This is a genomic window from Pseudomonas sp. LPB4.O, assembly GCF_038383825.1.
GTDB lineage: Bacteria > Pseudomonadota > Gammaproteobacteria > Pseudomonadales > Pseudomonadaceae > Aquipseudomonas > Aquipseudomonas putida.
Genome location: NZ_CP151298.1, coordinates 5434968 through 5448787 on the forward strand (window position 1 = coordinate 5434968; position 13820 = coordinate 5448787).

General features: G+C 63.4%; 13 protein-coding genes. 9 read left to right on the forward strand and 4 right to left on the reverse strand.

Annotated elements, in window-relative coordinates:
• The first annotated feature begins 150 nt into the window (after window positions 1–150).
• Genes MRBLPB4O_RS24600 through lnt form a run of 4 tightly spaced genes read left to right on the forward strand, consistent with a single transcriptional unit; the run spans window position 151 to window position 4006 of the window.
• Complete coding sequence (locus MRBLPB4O_RS24600; RefSeq protein ID WP_016501791.1) at window positions 151–1149, forward strand: PhoH family protein; 999 nt, start codon at window positions 151–153, stop codon at window positions 1147–1149.
• Window positions 1142–1615, forward strand: coding sequence for an rRNA maturation RNase YbeY (ybeY, locus tag MRBLPB4O_RS24605; RefSeq protein WP_016501792.1), 474 nt, complete (start codon window positions 1142–1144; stop codon window positions 1613–1615). Before MRBLPB4O_RS24600 ends, ybeY begins: the two co-directional genes overlap by 8 nt.
• A 25-nt stretch (window positions 1616–1640) precedes the next feature.
• On the forward strand, window positions 1641–2480 hold the full coding sequence (locus MRBLPB4O_RS24610; RefSeq protein ID WP_003249762.1) for an HlyC/CorC family transporter: 840 nt from the start codon (window positions 1641–1643) through the stop codon (window positions 2478–2480).
• Window positions 2481–2488: 8 nt separating this feature from the next.
• Complete coding sequence (lnt, locus tag MRBLPB4O_RS24615; protein WP_063422776.1) at window positions 2489–4006, forward strand: apolipoprotein N-acyltransferase; 1518 nt, start codon at window positions 2489–2491, stop codon at window positions 4004–4006.
• Window positions 4007–4135: 129 nt separating this feature from the next.
• Here lnt and MRBLPB4O_RS24620 read toward each other — a convergent pair whose 3' ends face one another.
• Together MRBLPB4O_RS24620 and MRBLPB4O_RS24625 are read right to left on the reverse strand one after the other, a co-directional pair.
• Complete coding sequence (locus tag MRBLPB4O_RS24620; protein ID WP_341796858.1) at window positions 4136–4897, reverse strand: YdcF family protein; 762 nt, start codon at window positions 4895–4897, stop codon at window positions 4136–4138.
• Between the two features lie 135 nt (window positions 4898–5032).
• Entirely contained in the window at window positions 5033–5347 is a 315-nt protein-coding gene (locus tag MRBLPB4O_RS24625; RefSeq protein ID WP_063422775.1) for a hypothetical protein, read from the reverse strand.
• Between the two features lie 228 nt (window positions 5348–5575).
• On the opposite strand from MRBLPB4O_RS24625, the gene leuS reads away from it, so the two are divergent.
• From leuS to MRBLPB4O_RS24650, 5 genes are all read left to right on the forward strand, one after another.
• Window positions 5576–8182, forward strand: a complete 2607-nt coding sequence (leuS, locus tag MRBLPB4O_RS24630; protein WP_341796859.1) for a leucine--tRNA ligase — start codon at window positions 5576–5578, stop codon at window positions 8180–8182.
• 61 nt (window positions 8183–8243) lie between these two features.
• Window positions 8244–8849, forward strand: coding sequence for an LPS assembly lipoprotein LptE (lptE, locus tag MRBLPB4O_RS24635; protein WP_341796860.1), 606 nt, complete (start codon window positions 8244–8246; stop codon window positions 8847–8849).
• Window positions 8850–8888: 39 nt separating this feature from the next.
• Entirely contained in the window at window positions 8889–9926 is a 1038-nt protein-coding gene (gene holA / locus MRBLPB4O_RS24640) for a DNA polymerase III subunit delta (protein ID WP_341796861.1), read from the forward strand.
• Between the two features lie 198 nt (window positions 9927–10124).
• Window positions 10125–10289, forward strand: coding sequence for an alternative ribosome rescue factor ArfA (arfA, locus tag MRBLPB4O_RS24645; protein ID WP_341796862.1), 165 nt, complete (start codon window positions 10125–10127; stop codon window positions 10287–10289).
• Between the two features lie 60 nt (window positions 10290–10349).
• Complete coding sequence (locus MRBLPB4O_RS24650; RefSeq protein ID WP_341796863.1) at window positions 10350–11666, forward strand: lytic murein transglycosylase; 1317 nt, start codon at window positions 10350–10352, stop codon at window positions 11664–11666.
• 106 nt (window positions 11667–11772) lie between these two features.
• Here the strand turns inward: MRBLPB4O_RS24650 and MRBLPB4O_RS24655 are convergent, their stop codons facing one another.
• Both MRBLPB4O_RS24655 and lipA read right to left on the reverse strand, forming a co-directional pair.
• Window positions 11773–12714 carry an LD-carboxypeptidase gene (locus MRBLPB4O_RS24655; protein ID WP_341796864.1) on the reverse strand — a complete coding sequence of 314 codons (942 nt, stop codon included), beginning with the start codon at window positions 12712–12714 and terminating at the stop codon, window positions 11773–11775.
• 87 nt (window positions 12715–12801) lie between these two features.
• Window positions 12802–13818 carry a lipoyl synthase gene (gene lipA / locus MRBLPB4O_RS24660; RefSeq protein ID WP_016501803.1) on the reverse strand — a complete coding sequence of 339 codons (1017 nt, stop codon included), beginning with the start codon at window positions 13816–13818 and terminating at the stop codon, window positions 12802–12804.
• Window positions 13819–13820: the final 2 nt, after the last annotated feature.

Consider the following 13820-nt stretch of genomic DNA (forward strand, 5'->3'; position numbering starts at 1 on the left):
GTCATGCACACAACCTGTGGGAGCGGGTTCACCCGCGAAGAGGCCAGAACAGGCAGTACATACCGTTGAACGTTTCAGTGCTTTCGCCACTGGCATTCAAGGGTTATTCTTGAGTTCACACCCATTGCCGTCGAGCGGCTAAAAACGACCTTGAACGCACCCATAGAACCCCATCGTTTCATCCTCGAGCCCTTCGAGGCCCACCGTTTCGCCAACTTGTGCGGGCAGTTCGACGAGCACTTGCGCCTGATCGAACAGCGCCTGGCCATCGAAATCCGCAACCGCGGCAATCAGTTCGAACTGATCGGCGAACCCAAGACCACCTCTGCGGCCGAACAGTTGCTGCGCCGTCTCTACCGCGAGACCAAGGCCACCGACCTGTCGCCGGAAACCGTGCACCTGTACCTGCAGGAGTCGGCTGTCGAAAACATCGACAACCCGGCCGTCAACGAGGTCAGCGTGTCGCTGCGTACGCGCAAGGGCAACATCCGCCCGCGCGGGCTCAACCAGCAGCGCTACGTGAAGGAAATACTGGCCAACGACATCAACTTCGGCGTCGGCCCGGCCGGTACCGGCAAGACCTACCTTGCCGTGGCCTGTGCCGTGGATGCGCTGGAGCGCGAACAGGTGCGCCGTATCCTGCTGGTGCGCCCTGCGGTCGAGGCAGGCGAAAAGCTTGGTTTCCTGCCAGGTGACCTGGCACAGAAGATCGACCCGTACCTGCGCCCGCTGTACGACGCCCTGTACGAAATGCTCGGCTTCGAACACGTTGCCAAGCTGATCGAGCGCCAGGTGATCGAGATCGCCCCGCTGGCCTACATGCGTGGCCGTACCCTGAACAACAGCTTCATCATCCTCGACGAAAGCCAGAACACCACGCTGGAACAGATGAAAATGTTCCTCACCCGCATCGGTTTCGGCTCCACCGCGGTAATTACCGGCGACATCACCCAGGTCGACCTGCCACGTGGCACCAAGTCGGGCCTGGCACACGTCATCGAGGTGCTGAAAGACGTTCCGGGCATCAGTTTTACCCACTTCCAACCCAAGGATGTGGTTCGTCACCCACTGGTGCAGCGTATTGTCGAAGCCTACGACCGCTTCGAAGCCCGCCAGGCCAAACCCGAGGCGCCCGGCAAAGATGCTTGAACTTGATATCCAACGGGCCACGGACGCTGCCGCCCCGGATGACGCCGCCTTCCGCCGCTGGTGCGAGCTGGCCCTGCGCCAGCGCAGCGCCGACTCGGAAATGACCATTCGCCTGGTCGACGAAGCCGAAGGCCGTGAGCTGAACCACACCTACCGGCACAAAGACTACGCGACCAATGTGCTGTCTTTCCCGGCCGATGTGCCCGACGAACTGCTCGATATTCCGCTGCTGGGGGACCTGGTGATCTGCGTCCAGGTGGTCGAGCGCGAAGCGGCCGAACAAGGCAAGTCGCTCGAAGCCCACTGGGCGCACCTGGTCATTCACGGTTGCCTGCACCTGCTCGGCTACGACCACATCGATGATGAGGAAGCCGAAGAAATGGAAAGCCTGGAACGGGAATTGCTGGCAGAACTGGGTCACCCCGACCCGTATGCTGACGATGAAACCGACTCAATCACACACTGAAACACGAAGGATCACGAGAACCGCCATGAGCGAAGATCGATCGAGCAACGGGCAAAAGTCCTGGCTGGGCAAACTGACCCAGGCTTTTGCCCATGAGCCGAAAAACCGCCAGGAGCTCCTTGAGCTGCTGCGCGAAGCCCATCAGAACAAATTGCTGGACAGCGAAGCGCTGACCATCGTCGAAGGCGCCATCCAGGTCGCCGACCTGCAGGTGCGCGACATCATGGTGCCGCGCTCGCAGATGAACAGCATCAAGGCCGGCCAGTCGCCTCGCGAGTTTCTGCCAGCGGTGATAGACGCCGCGCACTCGCGCTACCCGGTGATCGGCGAAAGCCACGACGATGTGCTCGGGATCCTGCTTGCCAAAGACCTGCTGCCGCTGATCCTCAAGGAGAACGGCGACAGCTTCAATATCAAGGACCTGCTGCGCCCGGCCACCTTCGTGCCCGAGTCCAAGCGCCTGAACGTGTTGCTGCGCGAGTTCCGCGCCAACCATAACCACATGGCCATCGTCATCGACGAATATGGCGGCGTGGCAGGCCTGGTGACTATCGAAGACGTGCTGGAACAGATTGTCGGCGACATCGAAGACGAGCACGACGTCGAGGAAGACAGCTACATCAAGCCGCTGCCAAGCGGTGACTTCCTGGTCAAGGCGCTTACCCCGATCGAGAACTTCAACGAGTTCTTCGACAGCGAGTTCTCCGATGACGAGTTCGACACGGTTGGCGGGCTGGTGATGAGCGCCTTTGGCCACCTGCCCAAGCGCAACGAAACCACCGAGATCGGGTCTTACAAGTTCCGTATTCTCAACGCCGACAGCCGGCGGATACACTTGCTGCGCCTGACCCCGATCACCCGTTAAGGACAAACATGCGTTGGATCACCCGCCCCGGCTGGCCCGGTAACCTGCTGGCCCTGGCGGCCGGTGCTTCCACCCTTCTGGCCCTGGCGCCGTTCGACATCTGGCCGCTGGCCATATTGTCCATCGCCGTGCTCTACCTCGGCCTGCGCGAGCTCACCCCGCGCCAGGCCATGTGGCGGGGCTGGTGGTTCGGTTTCGGCCTGTATGGCGCCGGCACCTGGTGGATCTACGTCAGCATGAACACCTACGGCGGCGCCTCGCCGCTGCTGGCGATCCTGCTGCTGTTGGCGTTCTTCGCCGCCCTGGCCTGGTTCTTTGCCCTGCCCACCTGGCTGTGGGCACGCTGGCTGAGGCGCAATGAAGCGCCACTGGCCGACGCGTTGTGCTTCGCCGCCCTTTGGCTGCTGCAAGAGGCCTTCCGCGGCTGGTTCCTGACCGGTTTCCCTTGGCTCTATGCCGGCTACAGCCAGCTGGATGGCCCATTGGCCGGGCTGGCACCACTGGGGGGCGTGTGGCTGGTTTCCTTCACCCTGGCGCTCACTGCGGCCCTGCTGTGCAACCTGCACCGCCTGCGCGCCCGCCCCTCGTTCCTTGCCGTGGCCTGCTTGCTGTTGCTGGCCCCGTGGGTACTGGGCCTGGCGCTCAAGGGCCATGCCTGGACCAAACCGGCAGGTGACCCGCTGAAAGTGGCAGCCATTCAAGGCAACGTCGAGCAGGACCTGAAATGGGACCCGGCGCACATCGACGCGCAACTGGCGCTGTACCGTGACCTGAGCTTCAGCTCCAAACCTGTGGACCTGCTGATCTGGCCAGAAACCGCAGTGCCTGTGCTCAAGGACCAGGCACAGGGCTACATCGACGTGATGGGGCGCTTCGCTGCCGAGAGGCATTCGGCGCTGATCACCGGCGTGCCGGTGCGTGAAGTGGTGCATCATCAGCGCCGCTACTACAACGGCATCACCGTCACCGGCGAAGGCGATGGCACCTACCTCAAGCAGAAACTGGTGCCGTTTGGTGAATACGTGCCGTTGCAGGACATGCTGCGAGGGATGATCGAGTTCTTCAACCTGCCCATGTCCGACTTCGCCCGCGGGCCGGAAGATCAGCCGCTGCTGCAAGCCAAGGGTTATCAGATTGCGCCGTACATCTGCTACGAAGTGGTCTACCCCGAGTTTGCCGCAGGCCTGGCCGCACGCAGCGACCTGCTGCTGACCATCAGCAACGACACCTGGTTCGGCAAATCGATCGGTCCTTTGCAGCACTTGCAGATGGCACAGATGCGCGCCCTGGAAGCCGGCCGCTGGATGATCCGCGCCACCAACAACGGCGTGACCGCCCTTATCGACCCGTTTGGCCGCATTACCACGCAGGTGCCGCAGTTCGAGCAGGCGGTGCTGTATGGTGAAGTGGTGCCGATGCAGCAATTGACGCCTTATCTGAAATGGCGCTCGTGGCCGCTGGCGATTGTGTGTGCGCTGCTGCTGGGCTGGGCGTTGCTGGCAGGCCGCATAGCCAAAACTGTCTGATGATGCTGCCTGTACCGGCCTCTTCGCGGGCTTGCCCGCTCCCACAGGTACTGCACACGCCTCGAAGGCTGCGCTAATTCTGTGGGAGCGGGCAAGCCCGCGAAGAGGCCGGTACAGGTAGCACAAGTTTCAATAGAACACCCGATACCCCACCAGCCCCACCACCTCATTCAGCAACTGACCGCTCTGCCACATCGCCCGGCTCTCGGGCAGCAGCCCGGCAAACGGTCGCGCATGATCGCGCCCAAGGAACCCCACCGGCGCTGGCACCACCTCGAACCCCGCCTGTTCAAAACTCCAGCGTGAGCGCTGCATGTGCCAGGCCTGGGTCACCAGCACCACCCGGCGAAACCCCAAAGGCTGCAAGACCTTGGCCGTCAGCTGAGCATTTTCCCAGGTCGTGCGGCTGGCCTCTTCGCGCCATTTCACCTCGACAGCGAAATCTTCATGCAGGCGTTCCGCCATCAGCCTCGCCTCGCTGGGCGGCGTGCCGTAATGCAGTCCACCACTGGTCAACACTGGCAGGCCCGAGGCCTTGGCCAGCCGCGCGGCAAAGCGCATACGCTCCAGTGCCGTGGCCGTGGGCTGGTCACCGCCACCCCAGGCCGGGTCCCCGCGCTCGCGCCCGGCGCCCAGCACCACAATGGCATCCGCCCGGCTCGCCAGGCCCGCCCAGTCGCTCACGGCCAGCGGCGGCTCACTTTCCAGCACACGGGCGGTTTCCTGCACCACCAGCGGCAGGCTCATCAGCCATAGGCCACCCAGCCCCATGGCAAAGCACAGCGCCGCCAGCCGTGGCCGCCGTGCACGCAGCCACCACGCCGCAAGCAACAGCAGCAACAGGATGCCCGGCGGCATCAGCCATTGTTTGATGAAGAATCGGATCGGCATCGGCCACACCTCCTTGGCAGGGGTGCAGCCTAAAAGGATCGGCGCCGGTCAACAAGGGTGCGACCGGCGCCAATCGTGAGCTGTGTGATATTGAAGAACCGGCGCGCGATGGCCTGCGGCTGGCATCCTGAACGGCTAGCGATGTGGCAGCGTCCTGGATCTCGCCGTATTGGCGGGGCGTTTCTTGTCCTTGAGCCAGATGATCTTGGCCGATGTCGGCTCCGCTTGTGGGTAACTGCCGGCACAGGCACTCTGGCGCACCGGGAGCGATTCCAGGTAGGCCTTGATCACTTCGAACTCTGCGTGGCTCAGGCCGCGCAATTCCAGCTCGGCCGGCATCTCGTCGCGCAATCGAACCGAGGTCCTGGCGGTTTCCAGCGCCAGGCCAAGCCGGTCGATCAGACGTTCGTAAAGCTCCGGCTTGATTGCGGGTAGCTGCGTCTCTCCCATCCGTTCACCTCATTGAAGATAAAGAATATCTCCCCCCACACCTGAGCTTAGCGGCGCAATGAAAAGCAGCCGCCTGCCGCGACCAGCGGGCATTCGCAACGAAGGTTTCCCACGATGCGCAACGCTGCTGTATGCTACGGCGTTCACTCTAAACGACACCGGAGTACCGGTTGCAGCGAGGTTCCGCTGCCTGGAACAAGGTCTCTTCTCTCTCAGCCAAAAGTAGCCATGCACGAACAATACACGCCCCGTGATATCGAAGCCGCCGCCCAGAACTTCTGGGACGAGCAACAATCGTTCGCTGTTACCGAACAGCCAGGCAAAGACACCTACTATTGCCTATCGATGTTCCCGTACCCGAGCGGCAAGCTACACATGGGCCACGTGCGCAACTACACCATCGGCGACGTGATTGCCCGCTACCAGCGCATGCTGGGCAAGAACGTCCTGCAGCCGATGGGCTGGGACGCTTTCGGCATGCCCGCGGAAAACGCGGCGATGAAAAACAACGTCGCCCCGGCCAAGTGGACCTACGAAAACATCGACTACATGAAGACCCAGCTCAAGAGCCTGGGCCTTGCCATCGACTGGGCACGTGAAGTGACCACCTGCAAACCCGACTACTACCGTTGGGAGCAGTGGCTGTTCACCCGCCTGTTCGAGAAAGGCATCATCTACCGCAAGAACGGTACCGTGAACTGGGACCCGGCTGACCAGACCGTACTGGCCAACGAGCAGGTCATCGACGGCCGTGGCTGGCGTTCGGGCGCGCTGATCGAAAAGCGCGAAATCCCGATGTACTACTTCCGCATCACCGACTACGCCGACGAGCTGCTGGAAAGCCTCGACGAGCTGCCGGGCTGGCCTGAGCAGGTCAAGACCATGCAGCGCAACTGGATCGGCAAGTCGCGCGGCATGGAAGTACAGTTCCCGTACGACCAGGCCAGCATCGGCCACGAAGGCACCCTGAAGGTCTTCACCACCCGCCCGGACACGCTGATGGGCGCGACCTACGTCGCCGTCGCCGCCGAGCACCCGCTGGCCACCCAGGCCGCCCAGGGCAACCCGGCGCTGCAGGCGTTCATCGACGAGTGCAAGAGCGGCAGCGTTGCCGAAGCCGACATGGCCACCCAGGAGAAGAAGGGCATGGCCACTTCCCTGCTGGTCGAGCACCCGCTGACCGGCGAGAAGCTGCCGGTATGGGTCGCCAACTACGTGCTGATGCACTACGGCGATGGCGCGGTAATGGCCGTGCCGGCCCACGACGAGCGCGACTTCGAGTTCGCCCACAAGTACAAGCTGCCGGTCAAGGCCGTGGTACGCACCAGCGCTGGCGATGAAGTCGGCAGCGAGTGGCAGGCCGCCTATGGCGAGCACGGCCAACTGATCAACTCCGGCGAGTTTGACGGCCTGGACTTCGCCGGCGCCTTCGACGCCATCGAAGCCGCCCTGATCCGCAAGGAACTGGGCAAGTCGCGTACCCAGTTCCGCCTGCGCGACTGGGGTATCAGCCGCCAGCGCTACTGGGGCTGCCCGATTCCGATCATCCACTGCCCGTCCTGCGGCGACGTACCGGTGCCGGAAGACCAGCTGCCGGTTACTCTGCCGGAGAACGTGGTACCGGACGGTGCCGGCTCGCCACTGGCGCGCATGCCTGAATTCTACGAATGCACCTGCCCGAAATGCGGCACTGCGGCCAAGCGCGAAACCGACACCATGGACACCTTCGTCGAGTCGTCCTGGTACTTCGCCCGCTACGCCTCGCCTAATTACGACAAGGGCCTGGTCGACCCGAAAGCCGCCAACCACTGGCTGCCTGTCGACCAGTACATCGGTGGTATCGAACACGCGATCCTGCACCTGCTGTACGCGCGCTTCTTCCACAAGCTGATGCGCGACGAAGGCCTGGTCACCTCGAACGAACCGTTCAAGAACCTGCTGACCCAGGGCATGGTGGTCGCTGAAACCTACTACCGCGTGGCCAGCAACGGCGGCAAGGACTGGTTCAACCCGGCCGATGTCGAAATCGAGCGCGATGCCAAGGCCAAGATCATCGGCGCCCGCCTGAAGACCGACGGCCTGCCGGTGGAAATCGGCGGCACCGAGAAGATGTCGAAGTCGAAGAACAACGGCGTCGACCCGCAATCGATGATCGAAGCCTACGGCGCCGACACCTGCCGCCTGTTCATGATGTTCGCCTCGCCGCCCGACATGAGCCTGGAATGGTCCGACTCTGGCGTCGAAGGTGCCAGCCGCTTCCTGCGCCGTGTCTGGCGCCTGGCCCAGGCTCACGTCAGCCAGGGCCTGCCGGGCAAGCTGGATGTCGCCGCCCTGGACGACGCGCAGAAAGTCATCCGCCGCGCCATCCACGCCGCCATCAAGCAGGCCAGCAATGATGTAGGCCAGTTCCATAAGTTCAACACCGCCATTGCCCAGGTGATGACCGTGATGAACGTGCTGGAAAAGGCCCCGCAAGCCAGCGAGCAGGACCGAGCCCTGCTGCACGAAGGCCTGGAAGCCGTCACCCTGCTGCTGTCGCCGATCACCCCGCACATTTCCCACGCGCTGTGGCAGCACCTGGGCCACGCAGGGTCGGTAATCGATGCCGCCTGGCCGAGCGTCGACGAGCAGGCACTGGTGCAGGACACCGTTACCCTGGTGGTTCAGGTCAACGGTAAACTGCGCGGCCAGGTAGAGATGCCTGCCGCAGCCAGCCGCGAAGAAGTCGAAGCCGCCGCCCGCAGCAACGAGAATGTCCTGCGCTTCATCGATGGCCTCACCATCCGCAAGGTCATCGTGGTACCGGGCAAGCTGGTCAACATCGTCGCCAACTGATGAAAACGCCCACCCGCAGTGGCTGCGGGTGGGCGGTACAGGCCCACAAGGGAGCAACAACATGATCAAACGCAATTTGCTGGTAATCGGCCTGGCGGTCATGCTCAGCGCCTGCGGTTTCCAGCTGCGCGGCACCGGCTCCACCGAGCTGAGTGTGAAGGAAATGGACGTCAGCGCACGCAATGCCTACGGCCCGACCGTGGTCCAGCTCCGAGAGGTACTGGAGCGTAGCGGTGTCAACGTGCATGCCGGCGCGCCTTACCGCCTGGTGTTGACCAACGAGCAGGAGCGCGAGCGCTCGGCAACCTACAGCAGCGGCAACCGTACCGCCGAGTACGAGCTGACCACGGAGCTGAACTACAGCATCCAGGGCCTGAACAACCTGGAACTGCTGAGCGACAAGCTGGAAGTGCGCAAGATCTACGTGCGTGACGGCTCGAACATCACCGGTTCCGAGCAGGAAGCCAACCGCGCGCGTGAAGAAATGCGCCGCGACCTGGTCAATGCCATGGTCGTGCGCCTGCAGATGCTGAGCCCGTCCCAGCTGGACGAGCTGCAGCGTAAAGCCGACGAGCGCGCCAAGGCCGAAGCCGACGCGCTGGAGGCTCCGCGCCGCCAGCAGGCCGACACGCCTCAGCAGTCGCCACTGGAAGTGCCGGGCAACTAAGCCCGCGTGGGGCACCCTCGGGTGCCCCACCTGTTTCCCATGAAACTCGCCCCCGCCCAACTCAACAAGCACCTGCAAGGCGCCTTGGCACCGGTCTACGTAGTCAGCGGCGACGACCCGCTGCTGTGCCAGGAAGCCGCTGACGCCATCCGCAACGCGGCACGTCAGCAAGGTTTCGACGAACGTCAGGTATTCAGTGCCGACGCCAACTTCGACTGGGGCACCCTGCTCCAGGCTGGCGCCAGCCTGTCGCTGTTCGCCCAGCGCCGCCTGCTGGAACTGCGCCTGCCCTCGGGCAAGCCTGGTGACAAGGGCGCCGCCGCGCTGATCGAATACTGCGCCAGGCCCGCCGAAGACACCGTGCTGCTGGTCAGCCTGCCCAAGCTCGACGGCAGCGCGCAGAAGACCAAATGGGGCAAGGCCTTGATCGAAGGTGCCCACTGCCAGTTCATCCAGATCTGGCCGGTGGATGTGCACCAGCTGCCACAGTGGATCAACCAGCGGCTGCAGCAAGCCGGCCTGTCGGCGCAACGGGACGCTGTCGACCTGATCGCTGCGCGCGTGGAAGGCAACCTGCTAGCCGCCGCGCAGGAAATCGAAAAGCTCAAGCTGCTTGCCGACGGCAACCAGATCACCGTGGAAACCGTGCAGGCTGCAGTCGCCGACAGCGCCCGCTTCGATGTCTTCGGCCTGGTCGACGCCATTCTCAACGGCGAAGCGGCGCATGCCCTGCGCATGCTCGAAGGCTTGCGTGGTGAAGGCGTGGAGCCGCCCGTGATCCTCTGGGCCCTGGCCCGTGAACTGCGCCAATTGGCCGGGCTGGCCCAACAGTTCAGCCAAGGCGTGCCGCTGGACAAAGCCTTTAGCCAGGCCCGCCCGCCGATCTGGGACAAACGCCGACCGCTGGTCAGCAAAGCCCTGCAACGCTTGTCAGCGCAACGCTGGGGGCAGTTGTTGCAGGATGCCCAGCGTATCGATGCGCAGATCAAGGGCCAGGCCGAGGGTTCGCCCTGGACGGGGCTTGCGCGCTTGTCGCTGTTGATGGCGGGTCAGCGCCTGTCGTTACCTTCGCAATAGCCGGGGCCGCTTTGCGGCCCTTTCGCGGCACAAGGCCGCTCCTACAGGAGATCGCGGATCCCTTGTAGGAGCGGCCTTGTGCCGCGATGGGGCGCGAAGCGGCCCCAAGATCCAAGCCATAAACACAATCAATTGGCCCCACCCCGCACCAAGCCCTACAGTGCGCCCCGAAACTCCACCCAAACCGGGAACCCCGCCATGAGCAAAAAGCCGAAAACGCACGGCCCCAACAAGGCCAAGTCCATCGTCGCCCAACCCCTGTTCCGCTGCCGCCAGGAACAACCGGACAAGGGCAAAGGCAGCTACCGCCGCGAAGCCTTCCAATCGAGAGATTGGGAGGCTTCCTACTTTTTGGCAGCATGAAAGCATCGCAAGCGCAGGCATGGTATGGTCGTCACCTGACCTGCAATTCTGGATCTGTGCATGCTCTTCCGTCTTCTCCCCCGTTGGGAAACCCGCCAGCTGATCGCGGCCTCCAGCTTCATCCTGCTCGTGGCCTGCGCGGAAAAACCCACCGCTGCCGACGCACTGCCGCTGGCCCCTGCCCAACCCGCTCCAGTGGTGACTGTGCCCGGCACAACGCCTGACGTCAGCACTGAAATCCAGCCTCTGCAAACCTTCGCCCAATGGCAAGCAGGCTTCCGCCAGCAAGCCCTGCAAGCCGGCATCTCGCCGAGCACGTTCGACAGCGCCTTCCTCGGCGTCACCCCCGACATGGACGTGATCAAGGCTGACCGCAGCCAGCCAGAGTTCACCCGCCCGGTATGGGAATACCTTGAAGGCGCCCTGTCGCCTCTGCGCGTGCGCAATGGCAAGAGGCTGCTGGGGCAGAACGCCGACCTGCTGACCCGCCTCGAGCAACGCTATGGCGTCGACCGCCAGGTGCTGGTCGCCGTGTGGGGCATGGAAAGCAACTTTGGCCAGTTCCAGGGCAACAAGTCGGTGATTCGCTCGCTGGCCACGCTGGCCTATGAGGGCCGTCGCCCGCAGTTCGCCCAGGACCAGCTGATCGCCGCGCTGCAAATTATCCAGCATGGCGACATCCAGCCTGAAGCCATGCGTGGTTCGTGGGCCGGCGCCATGGGCCAGACCCAGTTCATCCCGACCACCTACAACACCCATGCCGTGGACTTCGACGGTGATGGCCGCCGCGACATCTGGAACAGTACGCCGGATGCCCTGGCCTCGACGGCGCATTACCTGCAAAGCTCGGGCTGGAAGCGTGGTCAGCCATGGGGCTTCGAGGTACAAGTGCCGGCTGGTTTCGATTTCTGGCAAGCCGATGGCGCACTGCGCAAACCGGTCAGCGAGTGGCTGGCGATGGGTGTGACACTGCCTGCAGGCACGCAGTTGCCCGCCAACAGCAACCAGCTAGCAGCCGCCCTGCTGCTGCCAGCGGGCGCACGTGGCCCGGCGTTTTTGGTGCTGGACAACTTCCGTGCAATCCTCAAGTACAACAACTCGTCGTCCTACGCCTTGGCGGTGAGCCTGCTGGGGGATCGCTTCAGTGGTTGGGGCTTCATTGCCGGCAGTTGGCCGAAAGAAGACCTGCCATTGAGCCGCAGCGAGCGCATGGAGCTGCAGAACTTGCTGAACAGCCGTGGGCACGAGGCCGGGAATGCCGATGGCATCATCGGCGCCAATACCCGCAAGGCCATTCGCACCGCCCAGCAGGGGCTGGGTTGGCCAGCAGATGGCTACCCGACCCACAAGCTGCTCGAGAGCCTGCGCCAGCAGTGAAATTGCTGGGGGCGCTCCTGCAGCCAACCGCGTAACTGCAATGTATCGCAATCCCCTGTAGGAGCGGCCTTGTGCCGCGATGGGCTGCAAAGCAGCCCCGACAATCTCAAACCTTGAACAGGTCCTGCTCCAGCACCAGGCTCTGCCGATCACTGTCCAGCCTGACCCGAGCCCCCAGCGGCAAGCACACATTCGGGTCGCAATGCCCACTGCGCCACCCCGCCAGCACCGGCACACCCAGGGGCGCGAAGGTATCCTCCAGCAACGGCGCCAACGCCGCCGTGGTGATCCCGGCAAAGTCCCCTACCAGCACACCCTTGATCCCCTCCAGCTTGCCCGCCAGGCGTAACTGGGTCAGCAGCCGGTCCACCCGGTACAACGGCTCGTTGACGTCCTCGATGAACAGGATGCAGCCCTGAGTATCCAGCTCGGCAAGCGTCCCCATGGTCGCCCCCAGCATCGACAGGTTGCCGCCCAGCAGCGGCCCGCTGGCCACACCCGGCAACACCGTGGTCAAGGCATAGTCCGCCGGGTGCGCGATCTGCTCGCCGCACCGCACAAGCCCACCCAACTGTGCCAACAACGACGATTCGGTCGGCGGCAACTTGGCCCCCAGCAGATCGGCATTCAGCATCCCCCCGTGGAAGGTAACCAGCCCGCCGCAATGCCGGTAGATAGCAGTGTGCAGTGCAGTAATGTCGCTGTAGCCGATCAACGGTTTAGGGTTGCGGCGAATGAGCTCGAAGTCGAGCTGATCGAGCAAACGCATGCTGCCATAGCCCCCGCGCATGCACAGGATGGCGTCGATGGCCGGGTCGGCAAAGGCATCGTGCAGGTCCTGCAGGCGCTGCTGGTCCGGCCCTGCCAGGTAACCCTGCGCTTGCAGGGCACCCGGGTAGATACGGCAACGGTAGCCGCGGTCAGCAAACCACTGGCTGACCTTGTGCGTATCCAGACGCGCCGCGCCTGCCGGCGCGACAATGGCAAAGCAGGCGTTAGCCGGCAGCGCGGCTGGCAGGCTGGGTTGGACAGTTTCGGCGCAATTCATCGCGGCTCCTTGCAGCGCAGGTGGCACAAATAAAAATGCCGATGCCGCCTTTCGGCGTGCATCGGCATACGTAGCTCTGCTTTTGGCTCAGAGCTTGATCTTGGCTTCGTGAGCTTGCTGGTCAGCGTGGTACGAAGAACGCACCAGCGGGCCGGAGGCGACGTTCTTGAAGCCCATCTTGTAACCTTCCTCGGCGAACCAGGCGAAGGTGTCCGGGTGAACGAAACGTTGCACCGGCAGGTGGCTACGCGATGGCTGCAAGTACTGGCCGAGGGTGAGCATGTCGATTTCATGCTCACGCATGCGGTGCATCACCTCGATCACTTCTTCGTCAGTCTCGCCCAGGCCGAGCATCAGGCCCGACTTGGTAGGTACGTGCGGCACCATCTGCTTGAACTTCTGCAGCAGGTCCAGCGACCAGTCGTAATCGGAACCCGGGCGCGCGGCCTTGTACAGGCGCGGCACGGTCTCGAGGTTGTGGTTGAACACATCTGGCGGCTCTTGCGCAGTGATCGCCAACGCAACGTCCATGCGGCCACGGTAGTCCGGCACCAGGGTTTCCAGCTGCACACCCGGCGACAGCGCACGAATTTCGCGGATGCAGTCGGCAAAGTGCTGGGCGCCGCCATCACGCAGGTCGTCGCGGTCCACCGAGGTGATCACCACGTACTTCAGGCGCAGGTCGGCAATGGCGACCGCCAGGTTTTTTGGCTCGTCCAGGTCCAGCGGTTTCGGTCGGCCGTGGCCAACGTCACAGAACGGGCAACGACGGGTGCAGATGTCACCCATGATCATGAAGGTGGCGGTGCCACCAGAGAAGCACTCACCCAGGTTCGGGCAGGAGGCCTCTTCGCACACGCTGTGCAGCTTGTGCTTGCGCAGCAGTTGCTTGATGCGGTCTACCTCGGGCGAAACCGGGATACGCACGCGGATCCAGTCAGGCTTTTTCGGCAGCTCATCGGTCGGGATGATCTTTACCGGGATGCGCGCGACTTTGTCGGCACCACGCAGTTTGACCCCGGCTTCCACCTTTTTCGGCGCTTGGCGCGGGGTGGCATCCAGGGTAGGTATCAGGTTCGGCACGGCTTCTTGCACAGTTGTCATAT

Bases quoted from the DNA above. Each gene is read 5' to 3' on its own strand.
- ybeY (WP_016501792.1), top strand. From the start codon at position 1,142: ATGCTTGAACTTGATATCCAACGGGCCACGGACGCTGCCGCCCCGGAT.
- MRBLPB4O_RS24610 (WP_003249762.1), top strand. From the start codon at position 1,641: ATGAGCGAAGATCGATCGAGCAACGGGCAAAAGTCCTGGCTGGGCAAA.
- lnt (WP_063422776.1), top strand. From the start codon at position 2,489: ATGCGTTGGATCACCCGCCCCGGCTGGCCCGGTAACCTGCTGGCCCTG.
- MRBLPB4O_RS24620 (WP_341796858.1), bottom strand. From the start codon at position 4,897: ATGCCGATCCGATTCTTCATCAAACAATGGCTGATGCCGCCGGGCATC.
- MRBLPB4O_RS24625 (WP_063422775.1), bottom strand. From the start codon at position 5,347: ATGGGAGAGACGCAGCTACCCGCAATCAAGCCGGAGCTTTACGAACGT.
- leuS (WP_341796859.1), top strand. From the start codon at position 5,576: ATGCACGAACAATACACGCCCCGTGATATCGAAGCCGCCGCCCAGAAC.
- lptE (WP_341796860.1), top strand. From the start codon at position 8,244: ATGATCAAACGCAATTTGCTGGTAATCGGCCTGGCGGTCATGCTCAGC.
- holA (WP_341796861.1), top strand. From the start codon at position 8,889: ATGAAACTCGCCCCCGCCCAACTCAACAAGCACCTGCAAGGCGCCTTG.
- arfA (WP_341796862.1), top strand. From the start codon at position 10,125: ATGAGCAAAAAGCCGAAAACGCACGGCCCCAACAAGGCCAAGTCCATC.
- MRBLPB4O_RS24650 (WP_341796863.1), top strand. From the start codon at position 10,350: ATGCTCTTCCGTCTTCTCCCCCGTTGGGAAACCCGCCAGCTGATCGCG.
- MRBLPB4O_RS24655 (WP_341796864.1), bottom strand. From the start codon at position 12,714: ATGAATTGCGCCGAAACTGTCCAACCCAGCCTGCCAGCCGCGCTGCCG.
- lipA (WP_016501803.1), bottom strand. From the start codon at position 13,818: ATGACAACTGTGCAAGAAGCCGTGCCGAACCTGATACCTACCCTGGAT.